This window comes from Streptomyces sp. NPDC060028, from assembly GCF_042736725.1.
In the GTDB taxonomy this organism is placed as follows: domain Bacteria; phylum Actinomycetota; class Actinomycetes; order Streptomycetales; family Streptomycetaceae; genus Streptomyces.
Map to the genome: position 1 here is coordinate 39,376 of NZ_JBHWVJ010000049.1, position 15,427 is coordinate 54,802.

The window sequence follows — 15,427 nt, forward strand, 5'->3', positions numbered from 1 at the left end:
TTATTTTTTGGGGCCGCGTTTGTAGGTTTTTTTAAACCATTATATATCCCACCCGGGTGTAGGGGCCCGCATCACCTGCGGCGGGCCGGCGGGGGGGGGGGGGGGGGGGCCCCCCCCCCCCCCCCCACCACACGTGTCACGTCAGTGTACTGACCGACTGTCAGGCCCGTTGCGGCACGGGCCGTTCCGCCGCGCCGAACAGTTGTCCGACGGGGTGTCAGGCCGCGTCGCCCGCCTCGATCCGGGCGATGTCGACGACCGTGCCGGTGCTCTTCTTCGAGCGCCTCAAGCGGCCCTCGAGCCAGGAGGCGAAGGTGGTGAGGGTGAAGTTCACCGCGATGTAGATCAGCGCGATCACGACGAGGGACGCGATGGTGTTGCTGTAGTTCGCCGAGATCTGCCGGTTCATCGACATCAGCTCGGCGAAGCCCAGCACCGCGCCGCCCAGTGCGGTGTCCTTCAGGATCACCACGAGCTGGCTGACCAGCGCCGGCAGCATCGCCGTGACGGCCTGCGGGACCAGCACGTGGACCATGGTCTGGCCCTTGCGCATGCCGATCGCCTTGGCCGCGTCGGTCTGGCCGGAGGGCAGCGAGAGCACACCCGCCCGGACGATCTCGGCGATGACGGCCGCGTTGTACAGGACCAGGCCCGTCACCACGGCGAAGAGCGGCCGGCTGTCCGAGGGGACGTCGGTGAACTGCACGTACAGCTGGTAGCCGAACAGCATCAGCATCAGCACCGGGATGGCGCGGAAGAGCTCCACGACGGTGCCGACCGGCACCCGCACCCAGGCGTGGTCGGACAGTCGGCCGATGCCGAGCAGGGCGCCCAGCGGGAGTGCGATCACCATGGCGATCGCGCCGGCCTTGAGGGTCTCCAGCAGGCCGGGGATCAGGAACGTCGTCCAGATCTCGCTGTCGGTGACGAACGGGCTCCACTTGTCGGCTTCGAGCTGTCCCTTCTCCGACATCAGGCCCAGCGCCCACCACAGGGCGAGCCCGAAGAGCACGAGGAAGATGGCGGAATATATCCAGTTCCGGCCCTTGGCCTTGGGCCCCGGGGCGTCGTACAGCACGGAGGTCATCGCTTCACCGCCACTCGGTTGGCCACCCAGCCCAGCAGCAGGCCGGTGGGCAGGGTCAGCAGGACGAAGCCGAGAGCGAAGACCCCGAAGACGGCGAACAGCGCCTGCGCCTCGTTCTCGACCATTTCCTTCATCAGCAGGGCCGCTTCGGCCACGCCGATGGCCGCCGCCACCGTGGTGTTCTTGGTGAGTGCGATCAGTACGTTGGCGAGCGGTGCGATGACCGCCCGGAAGGCCTGGGGGAGCACGATCAGGGTGAGCACCTGGAAGAAGCTCAGCCCCAGTGCGCGGGCCGCTTCGGCCTGGCCGACCGGCACCGTGTTGATGCCCGAGCGCAGCGCCTCGCAGACGAAGGTGCCGGTGTAGGCGGTCAGTGCGAGGACCGCGAGCCGGAACCCGGTCTCCTTGAAGGTGCTGCCGCCCAGCGTGATGCCGAGCGTCTGGCTCAGGCCCAGCGAGGCCGCGATGATCAGCACGGTCAGCGGGGTGTTGCGGACCACGTTGACGTACGTGGTGCCGAAGCCCCGCAGCAGCGGGACCGGGCTGACCCGCATCCCCGCGAGGACGGTGCCCCAGATCAACGATCCGGCCGCCGAGTAAAGGGTGAGCTGAACCGTCACCCAGAAGGCTCCGAGCAGGTCGTACTGCCCGGAATCAAGAAAATCGAACACGATGCCCTGCGCTCTCCCCAGGATGGCCGGTGAGAGGCGCCGCCGCCCGTGACAGGCGGGCGGCGACGCCTCTCACCGATGAATCAGCTGCCTTCGGTGATCTGCGGGGCCGGCTCGCTCTTGTAGTTGGCCGGACCGAAGTTCTTCGTCACGGCCGCCTGCCAGGCGCCGTCCGCGACCATCTTCTTGAGCGCGGTGTTGACCTTGCCCTGGAGCTCGGTGTCGCCCTTCTTCAGGCCGATGCCGTAGTTCTCGTTGCTCAGGCTCAGCCCGACCAGCTTGAACTTGCCCTTGTTCTTCTCCTGCGCGGCGTAGCCGGCCAGGATCGAGTTGTCCGTGGTCAGGGCGTCAAGCTTCTTGTTCTCCAAGCCGGTCAGGCAGTCGGAGTAGCCACCCTGCTCCAGCAGGTCGGCCTCCGGGGCCAGCTTGGTCTTGACGTTCTGCGCCGAGGTGGAGCCGGTGACCGAGCAGAGCTTCTTCTTGTTCAGGTCCTCGGCCTTGGTGATGGACGAGTCGTCGGCCCGGACCAGCAGGTCCTGGTGCGCGAGGAAGTACGGGCCGGCGAAGGACACCTTCTCCTTGCGCTTGTCGTTGATCGAGTAGCTCGCGACGACCAGCTTCACGTCACCGTTGGCGATGAGGTTCTCGCGCTCGGAACTGATGGCCTGCTTGAACTCGATCTGGTCCGGCTGGTAGCCGAGCTCCTTGGCCACGTAGGTCGCCACGTCGACGTCGAAGCCCTCGAACTTGCCGTCGGGGGTCTTCAGGCCCACACCCGGCTGGTCGAACTTGATGCCGATGACGATCTTGTCTTTCTTGCCGCTCGCACCGCCGTCAGCGGAGGCCTTGTCGTCGCCGCCACACGCGGTCGCAGTCAGGGCAAGGGTGACGGCGATGGCCGCAGCCGCACCGGCCTTGAAGAGCTTCATGGTGAACTTCCCTCGGATGAGACGTTGTTGAACGACGAGCGACGTGTGCGACGCACCGCCGGCCGGACGGGCCGGCCCCACGGGCCGACCTGGTGATCCGTCACCGGATCACTATCACCACGACGGTCAGTGGTGCAGGATCTTCGACAGGAAGTCCTTGGCGCGGTCACTGCGCGGATTGCTGAAGAACTGCTCGGGCGTGGCCTCTTCGACGATCTTTCCGTCGGCCATGAACACGACGCGGTTGGCCGCGGAGCGGGCGAAGCCCATCTCGTGCGTGACGACCACCATGGTCATGCCCTCGGCGGCGAGCTGCTGCATGACTTCCAGCACCTCGTTGATCATCTCCGGGTCGAGCGCCGAGGTCGGCTCGTCGAACAGCATCACCTTCGGGTCCATCGCCAGCGCCCGGGCGATGGCCACGCGCTGCTGCTGGCCGCCGGAGAGCTGCGCCGGGTACTTGTCCGCCTGAGAGGCGACCCCGACCCGCTCCAGCAGGGACAGCGCCTTCGCGTGGGCGGCGGCCGAGTCCGTCTTGCGGACCTTGAGCTGGCCCAGCATCACGTTCTGCAGCACCGTCTTGTGCGCGAAGAGATTGAACGACTGGAAGACCATGCCGACATCGGCGCGCAGCCGGGCCAGCTCCTTGCCCTCGGCGGGCAGGGGCTTTCCGTCGAGCGTGATGCTGCCCGAGTCGATGGTCTCCAGACGGTTGATGGTCCGGCACAGCGTGGACTTGCCCGACCCCGAGGGGCCGATCACCACGACGACCTCACCGCGGGCAATGCTCAGATCGATGTCCTGAAGCACGTGCAGCGCGCCGAAGTGCTTGTTGACGTTGCTCAGTACGACCAGGCTGTCCGCGGCGCCGGCCGCGTCCTGCACGTCCTTGGTCACTGATACTCCGCTCATCGGCTTCTTGCTCCGTCCTCCTCGGTTGGGAGGACAGTAGTGACGCGGCCTGCACACCGTCATCACATCTGAGGGAATATTGAGGATAACGATCCGGCCTCGCCCGGATACGCTCCGTACGGATGGCCGATCTTCGACCCCCCTGCTCGTACCGGGTGCGTAACGGAAGACGCGCCGCGACGGAACCCGCTTGACGCGGGCCTCCCCATCGGCGTGGATGCAGGGTGGCCCCGAGACGGGGCAAGATCTTCACCTTCGGGAACAGGAAAGGAAAGGGGGACGCCATGAGACTGCTGCTCGTCGAGGATGACGACCACGTCGCCGCCGCCCTGTCCGCGATCCTGGCCCGCCACGGCTTCCAGGTGACCCACGCCCGCAGCGGCGAGGAGGCACTGCAGGCGCTGCTGCCCGCCGGCGCCGCGCCCCACGCCTCTCCCTACGGGGTGATCCTGCTCGACCTAGGACTGCCCGACCAGGACGGTTACGAGGTCTGCGGCAAGATCCGCAAGCGCACCGCCACACCCGTCATCATGGTGACCGCGCGGGCCGACGTACGCTCCCGCATCCACGGCCTGAACATGGGCGCCGACGACTACGTGGTCAAGCCGTACGACACCGGCGAACTCCTCGCCCGCATCCACGCCGTCGCCCGTCGTACCGGAGCCTCCGAGGAAGCCGCCGCCACCGGGACCGGCGCGCCGTCCGTGGTCCGCCTCGGCCCCGTCAGCATCGAGCTGGCCACCCGCCGGGTCACCGTCGACGGCTCCGACGTGCCGCTCACCCGCAAGGAGTTCGACCTGCTGGCCCTGCTCGCGCAGCGCCCCGGCGTCGTCTTCCGCCGCGAACAGATCATCAGCGAGGTGTGGCGCACCAGCTGGGAGGGCACCGGCCGGACCCTGGAAGTCCACGTCGCCTCGCTGCGGTCCAAACTGCGCATGCCCGCCCTCATCGAGACCGTCCGCGGGGTGGGCTACCGGCTCGTCACCCCGGTCGCCCCCTAGCGGGGCCCCGCCGTGCGCGCCCGGCTGCTCCCGCTGCTCGTCATCCTGATGGCGGGCACGCTGCTCGCGCTCGGCTTCCCGCTCGCCGTCAGCCTGGCCGCCGGACAGCAGCAGCGCGTGGTGGTCGACCGGATCGACGACAGCGCCCGCTTCGCCGCCCTCGCGCAGTTCGTCATCGACGCCGAGGGCTCCAACGCCACCGGCGCGGACGAGCGCCGCGAGACCCTCGGGCTCGAACTCGCCCGCTACCAGCAGCTGTACGGAATCCGCGTCGGAATCTTCCTGCGCGACGACAACGCCATGGTCCGCGCCCCCGGCTGGTGGGAGCTGCCGGAATCGGGAGAGGGCCGCCGCGCCTTCGAGGAAGCCCTCGCCGGCCGGCGCAGCCACGACCCCGGCCAGGTGTGGCCCTGGCAGACCCACGGCAAGCTCCTCGTCGCCTCCCCGGTCGTCCTGGACGGGGACGTCGTCGCCGTCGTCGCCACCGAATCGCCCACCGGGCAGATGCGCGCCCGGATCCTGCGGGGCTGGCTGCTCATCATCGGCGGCCTCGCCGGCGCCATGCTCGTCGCCTTCGGCGCCGCGCTGCGGCTCACCAGCTGGGTGCTCAAGCCCGTCCAGACCCTGGACGCGGCCGCTCACGGCATCGCCACCGGGCGGATGAACTCCCGGGTCGCGGCCGCCGGCGGCCCGCCGGAACTCCAGCGCCTGGCCCACTCGTTCAACGAGATGGCCGACAACGTCGAAGAGGTACTGGAGCAGCAGCGGGCGTTCGTCGCGGACGCCTCCCACCAGCTGCGCAACCCGCTCGCCGCGCTGCTCCTGCGGATCGAGCTCCTCGCCCTCGAACTGCCCGAGGGGAACGAGGAGATCGCCTCCGTGCGCACCGAGGGCAAGCGCCTGACCCGGGTCCTGGACGACCTGCTGGACCTGGCGCTGGCCGAGCACGCCTCCGCCGAGATCACCCTGACCGACATCGGGGGCCTGACGGCCGAGCGGGTCGCCGCCTGGCGCCCCTACGCCGAGGAGAAGGGCGTCCGGCTCACGGGCACGGGCCGGGCCGCCGCCACCGGCTGGGCCGACCCCATCGCGCTGTCCAGCGCGCTCGACGCCGTCATCGACAACGCCCTCAAGTTCACGCCTGAGGGTGAGGAGGTCGAGGTTTCGGTCTCCGTGGAAGGGCGCACCGTACGGGTCGTCGTCGCCGACCGGGGGCCCGGCCTCACCGAGGAGGAGCTCCTGCGGATCGGCGACCGCTTCTGGCGCAGCGGCCGCCACCAGAACGTGAAGGGCTCCGGACTCGGCCTCTCCATCTCCCGCGCGCTGCTCGCCGCGGGCGGCGGGTCGCTCTCCTACGAGGCGAACCCGCCGCACGGGCTGCGCGTGACGGTGACCGTGCCGCGGACGGACCCGCACGCACCCTGACCACCGGGGGCCCGGCAGTTACGGGGCTTCGGTCCAGGTGAGCGTCGTACGGGCCGGCCCGGAGACGGCGTAGACCTCGTCCACCGCCCGGACCTCGAAGGCGGCCGCCCGCTCCCGGCCCGCGCGGGTGACCGCCGGGAGGAAGAGGGCCGTGCCGCAGGTGCCGGCCAGGAATCGGCGGGTGCCGTCGGGGAGGACGCGCGCCACTTCGTAGTGCCGGACCGGCCCGGCCGCCCGGCGCCAGGACAGCCGCAGTGCCGCCCGGCCTGCCTGCTGGGCCGAGGCGTCCACGGTCAGCGTGCTCGGGGCACCCGGCCGCCGCTGGGCGGACGCGTCGCGTACCGTCACGGCTCCGAGCCGCCACACCACCGGTTTCGTACCGCGCCCGGTGATCCGTACGGCAAGGCCGTGGGCGGTCTCGCCCGCCAGGGCCGACAGCGGGACCCGGGTCGTGCGCCAGCCCCGTCCGGCGCCGGGGGGCTCGGCCCTCAGCCAGGTGTACGGCACCGGATCGCCCGCGGCGGCCGGCTCGCGCGTGGCCACGCCGACCTCGACCGCGACCGGACCCGACTCGGCCCTGTGGACCAGTTCCAGCACCGTGGAGCGGGTGAGCGGCAGCCGGGTGGAGTGCAGCCCCACGGTGGCCGGGGCGGTGAGGCGGCCCGAGACGAGCAGGCTGGAGCCGCCGCGCCAGGCGGCCGCGAAGTCCAGGGTCACCTCGGGGCGTTCACCGGCGGTGTCCACGGCCCAGCGCCGGCCCGGCAGCCGGTCCTGGAGGCCCAGGTGGTTCCACGGGGCGTCGCCGACGACCCTGCCCTGCTCGTACCAGCGCTCGCCGTGCCCGGTGTTGAAGGAGCAGGCGAAGGGGAGCGCCGTCACGGTGGAGCGGTCGGCGACCGCGGTGGCGGGCGCGCGCCAGCCGGATTCGGGCGCCAGGCGGGCCGGGTCCAGGGACTCGCCCGTCCAGAACCGGTCGTCGGCCCGGTGGAAGGCGCCGGGAGAGCGGTCGGTGAGGTGGTTGCGGGTCCACTCGGGGCGGTAGAAGCCGTAGCTGACGACGTGGTCGCGATCGCCGCCCGCGTCGCGCGGAATGATCGCGTCCCAGTCGACGCGCGAATCCCAGCCGTTGGACTCGGTGTCCACGGCCGCCCACAGCTCGTACCGGGAGCGGCCCAGCCGGTCCGCGAGGGCGCCCGAGGCGGCGAGCGTCTGCGGGGTCCAGCGGAAGTCCACGAACATCGTGTCCGCGACCGCGCCCCGGCGGTCCTCGAAGAACTCCTGGTTGAGCTCGTTGAGCGCGCCCTGCCAGCCCACCCGGCCGGTGGAGTTCATCGCGTCGTACCAGGTGATCCGCAGTCCGTGCGGCTCGCCCGCGGCGCGCAGGGCCCGTAGGAACTCCCGCATGCGGGCGGCGAGTTCGCTGTCCCCGCCCCCGGTCTCGGCGTTGACGAACCAGCCGTCGAAGCCGTACGCGGTCGCCACCCGGACCAGCTTCTCGGCGATCGGGAAACGGCCGAGCGCGTCGCGCCGGACCAGGTCCCGGGTCCACTGGAGGTCGCCGCCGTAGGGCACGGGCGGCAGGAACACGTTGCCCAGCACCCGTACGCCGTTGCGGTGCGCGGCGTCGACCACGGGCGCGTTCGGGGCGAGCACGATGCCCTCGCCGGCGGAGCCGCCCCAGAACACCAGCTCGTCGATGTACGCCCAGTGGCCGAGGGCGTAGTAGTCGGCGGTCGGGGAGCCCTGCGCCGGGTTCCCGGCGGTCGGCCCGAACGAGACGAGCGAGGCGATCCGGGCCTGTCCGCCGCGGGCGGTCGCGTTCGGCGCCACCGGCGTGAACCGCTCGGCGAGCGGCACCGTCGCGGTGTTGTGGGCGAGGTCCGGATCGGACTCGGCGCTCCACTGCCCGAGCGAGCGCCAGGTGATCCCCGGGCCGGGAGCGCCCGCGGGCAGCGAGTCCGGGAACCAGTAGGAGGCGTACGGGGCCAGGTCGGCCGGGGCCGCTCGCGGCGCGGGGGCGGCCGCCGAGGCGTGCGGCGTGAGCGCGGGCGCGCCCAGCAGGGCGGCGGCCCCGGCGCCCGCGGCCAGCACGGTGCGACGGGTCGGACGCGCGGGGGCCGGAGGTATGGGCGTAGGCCGTGGGGGCGTCGGCTGTAAGGGCGTCCGCTGTAAGGGCGTCGGGTGTGCGAAGGGGGACGTGCGAGGGTCGACGCCGTTGTCGGTCTCGGACATGCGGGCTCCTGAGTCGGGAGGGGGACGGGGACGAAGACGCCCGACGCGAAGGGTCAGATCACGTCGGGCACGCGCAGCACCTCGGTGATGCCGCGCGCGGACAGGTGCGCCGGGTCCTGCGCCAGCTCGGCCAGCACCACCGCCGGCCGGACCCCGGCCGCGGTGAGCGCCGCCCACGCCTCGAAGAACGCCCCGCCCGGCGCGCACACCGAGCGCTTCGGCGCGGCCTCGGCGCCGCCCACGTCCACGGCCAGCGCGGTGGACCGTACGGCCGGGCGGTGCTCCCGGCCCCGCCACTGCTCGGCGATCCGGGCGATGGCCTCGCCGGCGGGCTTCGGCGCGCGGTCGTTGGTGAGCAACCCGAGGCCGTACTCCAGCTCCGGGAAGTCCGCCAGCTCCCGGGACACGTCGTGCGAGCACCACCAGGTCACGCCCCACAGGTCCGGGCAGTCCAGCGCGTTCGCCACCGTGGCCTCGGTGAACCCGGCCGCCTGCTCCGGGCGGATCAGCGGCGCCGGCGCGCCCACCTCCTGGAGCCACACCGGGCGGTGTGCGTCGCGGGCCCAGGCCTTGGACAGCTCGACCAGGTACGCGGCGTGGTGCTCGGTCGCCGTCCCGGCCGGTCCGTGGCGCTGGGCGGTGCCGTTGAACACCCAGGAGTGCACGGCGGTGGCCGCGCCGAGCCGGGCCGCCTGGGCCACGGTGAACGGGTGGCCGTCCTGGTACCAGGCGGCGTCGTACTCGGCGTGTACGTGGAACCGCCCGGGCGCGCCCGCCTCGCAGGCGGCGAGCATCCGCTCCAGCCAGTGGCCCGCCTGCTCCCGGGTGATGCGGTCGGGGGCGGGGTGCGGGTCGTCGGAGAACTGGTTGACCTCGTTGCCGACCGTCATGCCCAGGAAGTTGGGCCGGTCGGCGAGGGCGGCGGCCAGCGTGCGCAGGTACTCCTCCTGCCCGGCCATGACGTCCGGGTCGCTGAAGATGTTGCGCCGGTGCCAGGTCCCGGTCCACGCGGGCAGGAAGTCGAAGCTAGACAAGTGCCCTTGCAGCCCGTCGACGTTGACGTCCAGGCCGCGTTCGGCGGCCGCGTCGGCGAGCGCGACGAGCTGCTCGACGGCCCGTGGCCGGATCAGCGTCCGGTTCGGCTGGAACACCGGCCACAGCGGGAACACCCGGACGTGGTCGAGGCCGAGCGCCGCGATCGAGTCGAGATCGGCCCTGACCTCGTCGAGGTCGAAGTCCAGCCAGTGGTGGAACCAGCCCCGGGTCGGGGTGTAATTCGCGCCGAAGCGGAGGGTTCGTGGGGCGTGGTGCATGAAAGGTCCTGGAGTTCAGGGGAATTCGCCGGATGCGCATAACCTGCCCCGCCGGATGAAGGAAGTCAACAGGGCCTCAACAGGGTTGCTAATGCGCTTCAGTCCCGTTGACAGAAGGGTTGTCACTGCCGAAACTGATCCAGCTAATACGGTTTAGCCCTGGGCGTCACACAAGGAAGTGTGCGGAAATGGACAGCGGTATTTCGGTCCACCGGCAAGGACGTGACGTACGCCGATGTGAAGCAGGCGCACCGGGCCGCCGAGAACCTCCTGGAGCAGGCCGGGCCCTTCGCCGCACTCGCCTGCGCCGAAGGACGGCCGCCGGGGGACCACTGGATGGTGGTCAAGGCGGTGTGTCAGGGCAGGATCGCGTACGGTCCGGCCATCGCAGTTCGCATCACCGGAGGCTGAGGCAGGCCATGGCCCGCAGACCCACCATCAAGGACATCGCCCGCCAGGCCGGGGTGTCGCAGAGCGCCGTCTCCTTCGCGCTCAACGGCCGCCCGGGCGTGTCCCAGGACACCCGCGCCCGGATCCGCCGGGTCGCCGAGGAGCTCGGCTGGCAGCCCAACAGCGCCGCCCGCGCCCTGTCCGGCGAACGGTCCGGCGCCCTCGGGCTGGTCCTCGCCAGGCCCGCGCACACCCTCGGCGTCGAGTCCTTCTTCCTCCAGCTCGTCTCGGGCATCCAGGAGGTCCTCGCCGCCGAACGCATCGCCCTGCTCTTCCAGGTCGCCCCGGACCTCGACGCCGAATGCGCGGTCTACCGCCGCTGGTGGGCCGAACGACGCGTGGACGGTGTCCTCGTCGTGGACCCGCGTACGGACGACCCGCGCCCGGCCCTCCTCGAACAGCTGGGCCTGCCCGCCGTCACCGTGGGCCAGAGCGATCCGCCCTCCGCCCTGACCTCGGTCTGGGCGGACGACGCCGGCGCCATGGCCCAGGTCCTGGACCACCTGTACGGGCTCGGCCACCGCCGCATCGCCCACGTCGCCGGATTGCCGGGCCTCGCCCACACCGCCCGGCGGATCGCCTCGCTGCGCACCGAGGCGCAGCGGCGCGGGCTCGGCCCGGACCGGGTCCGCTCGGTGCCCACCGACTACTCCGACGCCGAGGGCGCGGCGGCCACCCGGCGGATCCTCGCCGAACCGCGGCCGCCGACCGCGCTGGTCTACGACAACGACGTGATGGCGGTGGCCGGCATCGCCGTCGCCGCCGAGCTGGGCATCCCGGTGCCGGCGCGGCTGTCCATCGTGGCCTGGGACGACTCCGCGCTCTGCCGGGTCACCCACCCCCGGCTCACCGCCCTCGTCCGCGACACCGCGGGCTTCGGGCGCCTCGCCGCCGAGGAACTCCTCACGGCCCTGGCAGGCGGCCCGCCGCGCTCCCGCGAGAGCGAGCGGCCCCGCCTGGAGCCCCGGGAGAGTACGGCCCCGCCGCCGGCCGCATACTGATCCGTACCCTTCCTGGAGCCGCCACCGTGACCCCTCCCGTCCCCACCTCCGCCTTCCGCGCGCCCCGCGCCGCCGCCCGGGCCGCGGCAGGCCCGACCGTGGCGATCGACATCGGCGGCACGAAGGTCGCCGGTGCGCTGGTGCACCCCGACGGCACGATGACGGGCACCACCCGCCGCCCGACCCCGCGCGGCGCGGACGGCGACACCGTCTTCGCCGCCGTCGCCGAGGTCGTCGCGGAGCTCGCGGAGGACCCCCTGTGGTCCTCCGCGGTGCGCTGCGGCATCGGCAGCGCGGGCCCGGTGGACACCTCGCGGGGCACCGTGAGTCCGGTGAACATCGGGGCCTGGCGCGAGTTCCCCGTACAGGCCCGCGTCGAGGCGGAGCTGGCCCGCCACGGGGCCGGGCTCCCGACGGTCCTGGCAGGCGACGGCGTCGCGATGACCGCGGCCGAGCACTGGCTGGGAGCGGCCCGGGGCCACGCCAACGCGCTGTGCATGGTGGTCTCCACCGGCGTGGGCGGCGGGCTGATCCTGAACAACCAGCTCCACCCCGGCCCCACCGGCAACGCGGGCCACATCGGCCACATCAGCGTCGCCTTCGACGGGGAGCCGTGCGCCTGCGGCGGCCGCGGCTGCGTGGAATCCATCGCCTCCGGCACCGCCATCGCCCGCTGGGCCCTCGCCCAGGGCTGGACCGGCCCCGACCCCACGGCGGCGGGCGTCGCCGCCTCCGCCGCGGCGGGCGACCCGGTCGCGCTGGCCGCCTTCGACCGCGCCGGCCGCGCGCTGGCCGCCGCCATCGCGGGCACCGCCACCCTCGTGGAGAGTGACATCGCTGTCATCGGCGGCGGGGTCGCCGCCAGCGGAGACACCCTCTTCGAACCGATCCGGCGGCACCTGGCCTCGTACGCGACCCTGTCCTTCGTCCAGGACCTCCAGGTGGTCCCGGCGACCCTGGGCACCCACGCCGGCCTGATCGGCGCGGCCGCGGCCGCCCTGATGCTGCTGCCCGCCGAGCCCGCCGCTACGGCTTGACCGAGCGGTAGTACCGCATCGCGCCCTCGTGCAGATCCAGCGGATCGGTGTAGATCGCCGTCCGCAGGTCTACCAGCTGCGCCGCGTGCACCTCGTGCCCGATCCGGTCGCGGCTGAGGATCACGGTGCGGGTGAACTGCTCCGTCAGCCTGGCGCCCGTGTCCTCCCGGGTCACCAACAGGTTCGGCACGGCCAGCGTGGCCACCGACGAGGTGTTGCGGGCCCGCGTGTACGCGTCCTGCGGCATCACCGCCGCCCGGTAGTACCGCGCCGGGCTGCCACTGCCCTGGAGTTGCTCCACCAGGTCGCCGAGCTGGACGAGCCGGATGTCGAACCGCTCCGACAGCTCCCGCACCGCGTTGGTCGGCAGGCCCCCGGACCAGAAGAACGCGTCGATCCGGCCCGCCTGCAGCTCCGTCGGCATGGTGTCGATGCCGATGGACACCGGGGTGATGTCCCGCTGCGGATCCAGCTTCGCCGCCGTCAGCAGCCGATTCGAGATCAGCCGCACCCCGGAACCGTCCTGCCCGACCGCCACCCGCTTGCCGCGCAGGTCCCGGGCCGACTGCACCGGCGACCCGGCGGCCACCACCAGCTGCACGTAGTCGTCGTACAGCCGTGCGCAGCCGCGCAGCCGCTCCGCGCCGGGCTTCCCGTCCTGCTGGTACTTGGCGACCGCGTCCGCCGTCGCCACCGTGAAGTCCGCCTCGCCGTCGGCCACCCGCTGGAGGTTCTGCTGGGAGCCCTCGCTGGTCTCCAGCCGGACGTCCACCTCCGGCATGTCCCGCGCGAGCTCGGACCGCAGCAGCTGCCCGTAGCGGTGGTACACGCCCGTGCTGACGCCGGTGCTGAACACCAGCTCGCCCTTCAGATCCGGCTCCCCGAAGGGTTTGAGCCACCACAGCAGCGCCCCGAGCACGACGAGTACGGCCACCAGGGCCCGCAGGGCACGGCGCCTGCTGATCCGGGGCGGTACGAGAGGCATGGCCGCGATCCTGCCACCCGCCCGCCGTCCTGTCACGGCTGCCGGGGGACGACCGCGCAGTCGGCCGCGCGGGCGGCCCGGGACCAAGCCTTACCCTTGTCGGGTGAGTGTCGAGGGCGAGGCTGCTGTTTTGAAGACGTACGAGGTGCGCACCTACGGGTGCCAGATGAACGTGCACGACTCCGAGCGACTGTCCGGTCTGCTGGAGGGCGCGGGGTACGTCCGCGCCCCCGAGGGCTCGGACGGCGACGCCGACGTCGTCGTGTTCAACACCTGCGCCGTGCGGGAGAACGCCGACAACAAGCTGTACGGGAACCTCGGCCGGCTCGCTCCGATGAAGACGAAGCGCCCCGGCATGCAGATCGCCGTCGGCGGCTGCCTCGCCCAGAAGGACCGCGAGACCATCGTCAAGCGGGCCCCCTGGGTCGACGTCGTCTTCGGCACGCACAACATCGGCAAGCTGCCCGTCCTTCTGGAGCGCGCCCGCATCCAGGAAGAGGCTCAGATCGAGATCGCCGAGTCGCTGGAGGCCTTCCCCTCCACGCTGCCGACCCGGCGCGAGTCCGCCTACGCCGCCTGGGTCTCGATCTCCGTCGGCTGCAACAACACCTGCACCTTCTGCATCGTCCCGGCCCTGCGCGGCAAGGAGGAGGACCGCCGCCCCGGCGACATCCTCGCCGAGGTCGAGGCCCTGGTCGCCGAGGGCGTCTCGGAGATCACCCTGCTCGGCCAGAACGTCAACGCCTACGGCTCCGACCTGGGCGACCGCGAGGCCTTCAGCAAGCTGCTGCGCGCCTGCGGCGCCATCGAGGGCCTGGAGCGGGTCCGCTTCACCTCCCCGCACCCGCGCGACTTCACGGACGACGTGATCGCCGCGATGGCCGAGACCCCGAACGTCATGCCGCAGCTGCACATGCCGCTCCAGTCCGGCTCGGACACCGTCCTGCGGGCGATGCGCCGCTCGTACCGCCAGGAGCGCTTCCTCGGCATCATCGAGAAGGTCCGCGCCTCGATCCCGCACGCGGCGATCTCCACCGACATCATCGTGGGCTTCCCCGGCGAGACCGAGGAGGACTTCCAGCAGACCATGCACACCGTCCGCGAGGCCCGCTTCGCGAACGCCTTCACCTTCCAGTACTCCAAGCGCCCCGGCACGCCCGCCGCGGACATGGAGGGGCAGATCCCCAAGGAAGTCGTCCAGGACCGCTACATGCGCCTGGTCGCCCTCCAGGAGGAGATCTCCTGGGAGGAGAACAAGAAGCAGGTCGGCCGGACCCTGGAGGTCATGGTCGCGGAGGGCGAGGGCCGCAAGGACGGCGCCACCCACCGCCTCTCCGGCCGCGCCCCCGACAACCGCCTGGTGCACTTCACCAAGCCGGACGCGGAGGTCCGTCCGGGTGACGTGGTGACCGTGGAGATCACCTACGCGGCCCCGCACCACCTGCTGGCCGAGGGACCCGCCCCGAAGGTACGCCGCACCCGTGCGGGCGACGCCTGGGACAAGCGCAACGCCGCCCCGGCCCAGCCGGCGGGCGTCCTGCTCGGCATCCCCACCCTGGGCGTGCCCGCGCCGCTGCCCGTCGCCACCTCGGGCTGCGCGATCGACTGACCCCCGGGGGACGGCGGCGGCTAGGCTGCGGATCATGCTCGTAGCCGCCGCCGTCTGTCCCGCCCCGCCGATGCTCGTGCCCGAGGTCGCCGCGGGGGCCGCCGCCGAACTCGGGGCCGCCCGCACCGCATGCTCCGACGCGCTTGCCGTGCTGGCCGCCTCACGGCCCGATCTGCTCGTGGTCGTCGGAGCCGCCGATCCGGAGCACCGCGGCTCCTACCCCCAGGGAGCGCGGGGCAACTTCCACGGCTTCGGGGTCGGGGCCGACGTACAACTGGGGCAGGGGGAGGAGGGGCCGCGCCTGCTGCCCCCCTCGCTGGCCGTGGGCGCCTGGCTGCTCGGCCGCGCGGGCTGGGGCGCCGCGCCCGTGGAGGGGCTCGGGGTCGAGGACGCGCTGGAGACCGCCCGGTGCCTGGACGCCGGCCGGGAGCTCGCCGCCCGCGACGACCGGGTCGCCCTCCTCGTCATGGGCGACGGCAGCGCCTGCCGCACCCTGAAGGCCCCCGGCTACCTCGACGAGCGCGCCGCCGCCTTCGACGCGGCTGCCGGGCGGGCGCTGGGCGCCGCCGACGTGCCCGCGCTCACCGCCCTGGACCCCGGGCTGGCGTCCGAGCTCATGGCCGCCGGGCGGGCCCCCTGGCAGGTCCTCGCGGGCGCCGCGGAGGGCGCCGGGCTGGCGGGGCGGCTGCTGTTCGAGGACGCCCCGTACGGGGTGGGGTACTTCGTGGCGGCCTGGTCCTGAGCCGACGGAAAGGGGCGCGGGACCGTGTGGTCC

General features: G+C 72.4%; 14 protein-coding genes. 7 read left to right on the forward strand and 7 right to left on the reverse strand.

What is annotated here, in order from left to right; genetic code table 11:
- Positions 1–217 precede the first annotated feature (217 nt).
- The 4 genes from ACFWBF_RS23475 to ACFWBF_RS23490 all read right to left on the reverse strand — a co-directional run bounded on the left by ACFWBF_RS23475 (position 218) and on the right by ACFWBF_RS23490 (position 3,599).
- Positions 218–1,087: an amino acid ABC transporter permease gene (locus ACFWBF_RS23475; RefSeq protein ID WP_385605194.1), complete on the reverse strand. Its 870-nt coding sequence runs from the start codon at positions 1,085–1,087 to the stop codon at positions 218–220.
- Entirely contained in the window at positions 1,084–1,758 is a 675-nt protein-coding gene (locus tag ACFWBF_RS23480; protein WP_385605197.1) for an amino acid ABC transporter permease, read from the reverse strand. The genes ACFWBF_RS23475 and ACFWBF_RS23480 overlap by 4 nt, the downstream gene beginning before the upstream one ends.
- Before the next feature lie 83 nt (positions 1,759–1,841).
- Positions 1,842–2,687 carry a glutamate ABC transporter substrate-binding protein gene (locus ACFWBF_RS23485; protein ID WP_385605200.1) on the reverse strand — a complete coding sequence of 282 codons (846 nt, stop codon included), beginning with the start codon at positions 2,685–2,687 and terminating at the stop codon, positions 1,842–1,844.
- 126 nt (positions 2,688–2,813) lie between these two features.
- On the reverse strand, positions 2,814–3,599 hold the full coding sequence (locus tag ACFWBF_RS23490; protein ID WP_385223627.1) for an amino acid ABC transporter ATP-binding protein: 786 nt from the start codon (positions 3,597–3,599) through the stop codon (positions 2,814–2,816).
- A 284-nt stretch (positions 3,600–3,883) separates the two neighbouring features.
- Here ACFWBF_RS23490 and ACFWBF_RS23495 point away from each other — a divergent pair, with 284 nt between their 5' ends.
- Positions 3,884–4,600, forward strand: coding sequence for a response regulator transcription factor (locus tag ACFWBF_RS23495; protein ID WP_385605203.1), 717 nt, complete (start codon positions 3,884–3,886; stop codon positions 4,598–4,600).
- A 12-nt stretch (positions 4,601–4,612) separates the two neighbouring features.
- The gene (locus tag ACFWBF_RS23500; protein WP_385605205.1) at positions 4,613–6,025 is read left to right on the forward strand and encodes an ATP-binding protein; all 1,413 of its coding nucleotides are present in this window, start codon (positions 4,613–4,615) and stop codon (positions 6,023–6,025) included.
- Between the two features lie 18 nt (positions 6,026–6,043).
- Here ACFWBF_RS23500 and ACFWBF_RS23505 read toward each other — a convergent pair whose 3' ends face one another.
- Both ACFWBF_RS23505 and ACFWBF_RS23510 read right to left on the reverse strand, forming a co-directional pair.
- A complete protein-coding gene (locus ACFWBF_RS23505) occupies positions 6,044–8,116 on the reverse strand; it encodes an endo-beta-N-acetylglucosaminidase (RefSeq protein WP_385605207.1) in 2,073 nt (690 codons plus the stop codon).
- 194 nt (positions 8,117–8,310) lie between these two features.
- Positions 8,311–9,570 carry a glycosyl hydrolase gene (locus ACFWBF_RS23510; protein ID WP_385605209.1) on the reverse strand — a complete coding sequence of 420 codons (1,260 nt, stop codon included), beginning with the start codon at positions 9,568–9,570 and terminating at the stop codon, positions 8,311–8,313.
- Positions 9,571–9,750: 180 nt separating this feature from the next.
- On the opposite strand from ACFWBF_RS23510, the gene ACFWBF_RS23515 reads away from it, so the two are divergent.
- The 3 genes from ACFWBF_RS23515 to ACFWBF_RS23525 all read left to right on the forward strand — a co-directional run bounded on the left by ACFWBF_RS23515 (position 9,751) and on the right by ACFWBF_RS23525 (position 12,058).
- Positions 9,751–9,981, forward strand: coding sequence for a hypothetical protein (locus tag ACFWBF_RS23515; protein ID WP_385605211.1), 231 nt, complete (start codon positions 9,751–9,753; stop codon positions 9,979–9,981).
- A gap of 8 nt (positions 9,982–9,989) precedes the next feature.
- Positions 9,990–11,021 (forward strand): LacI family DNA-binding transcriptional regulator, encoded by a 1,032-nt coding sequence (locus ACFWBF_RS23520; protein WP_385605214.1) that lies wholly within the window; start codon positions 9,990–9,992, stop codon positions 11,019–11,021.
- A 98-nt stretch (positions 11,022–11,119) separates the two neighbouring features.
- Positions 11,120–12,058 carry an ROK family protein gene (locus tag ACFWBF_RS23525; protein WP_385605226.1) on the forward strand — a complete coding sequence of 313 codons (939 nt, stop codon included), beginning with the start codon at positions 11,120–11,122 and terminating at the stop codon, positions 12,056–12,058.
- Here ACFWBF_RS23525 and ACFWBF_RS23530 read toward each other — a convergent pair.
- Positions 12,048–13,043, reverse strand: a complete 996-nt coding sequence (locus tag ACFWBF_RS23530) for a TAXI family TRAP transporter solute-binding subunit (protein ID WP_385605217.1) — start codon at positions 13,041–13,043, stop codon at positions 12,048–12,050. The two genes, ACFWBF_RS23525 and ACFWBF_RS23530, sit on opposite strands and share 11 nt — an antisense overlap.
- 103 nt (positions 13,044–13,146) lie before the next feature.
- On the opposite strand from ACFWBF_RS23530, the gene miaB reads away from it, so the two are divergent.
- Together miaB and ACFWBF_RS23540 are read left to right on the forward strand one after the other, a co-directional pair.
- Entirely contained in the window at positions 13,147–14,652 is a 1,506-nt protein-coding gene (gene miaB / locus ACFWBF_RS23535) for a tRNA (N6-isopentenyl adenosine(37)-C2)-methylthiotransferase MiaB (RefSeq protein ID WP_385605219.1), read from the forward strand.
- Between the two features lie 34 nt (positions 14,653–14,686).
- Entirely contained in the window at positions 14,687–15,394 is a 708-nt protein-coding gene (locus ACFWBF_RS23540; protein ID WP_385605222.1) for a hypothetical protein, read from the forward strand.
- Positions 15,395–15,427: the final 33 nt, after the last annotated feature.

Coding starts and splice junctions, on each gene's coding strand:
- ACFWBF_RS23510 (WP_385605209.1), bottom strand. CDS start 9,570: ATGCACCACGCCCCACGAACCCTCCGCTTCGGCGCGAATTACACCCCG.
- ACFWBF_RS23520 (WP_385605214.1), top strand. CDS start 9,990: ATGGCCCGCAGACCCACCATCAAGGACATCGCCCGCCAGGCCGGGGTG.
- ACFWBF_RS23475 (WP_385605194.1), bottom strand. CDS start 1,087: ATGACCTCCGTGCTGTACGACGCCCCGGGGCCCAAGGCCAAGGGCCGG.
- ACFWBF_RS23530 (WP_385605217.1), bottom strand. CDS start 13,043: ATGCCTCTCGTACCGCCCCGGATCAGCAGGCGCCGTGCCCTGCGGGCC.
- ACFWBF_RS23490 (WP_385223627.1), bottom strand. CDS start 3,599: ATGAGCGGAGTATCAGTGACCAAGGACGTGCAGGACGCGGCCGGCGCC.
- ACFWBF_RS23495 (WP_385605203.1), top strand. CDS start 3,884: ATGAGACTGCTGCTCGTCGAGGATGACGACCACGTCGCCGCCGCCCTG.
- ACFWBF_RS23485 (WP_385605200.1), bottom strand. CDS start 2,687: ATGAAGCTCTTCAAGGCCGGTGCGGCTGCGGCCATCGCCGTCACCCTT.
- ACFWBF_RS23540 (WP_385605222.1), top strand. CDS start 14,687: ATGCTCGTAGCCGCCGCCGTCTGTCCCGCCCCGCCGATGCTCGTGCCC.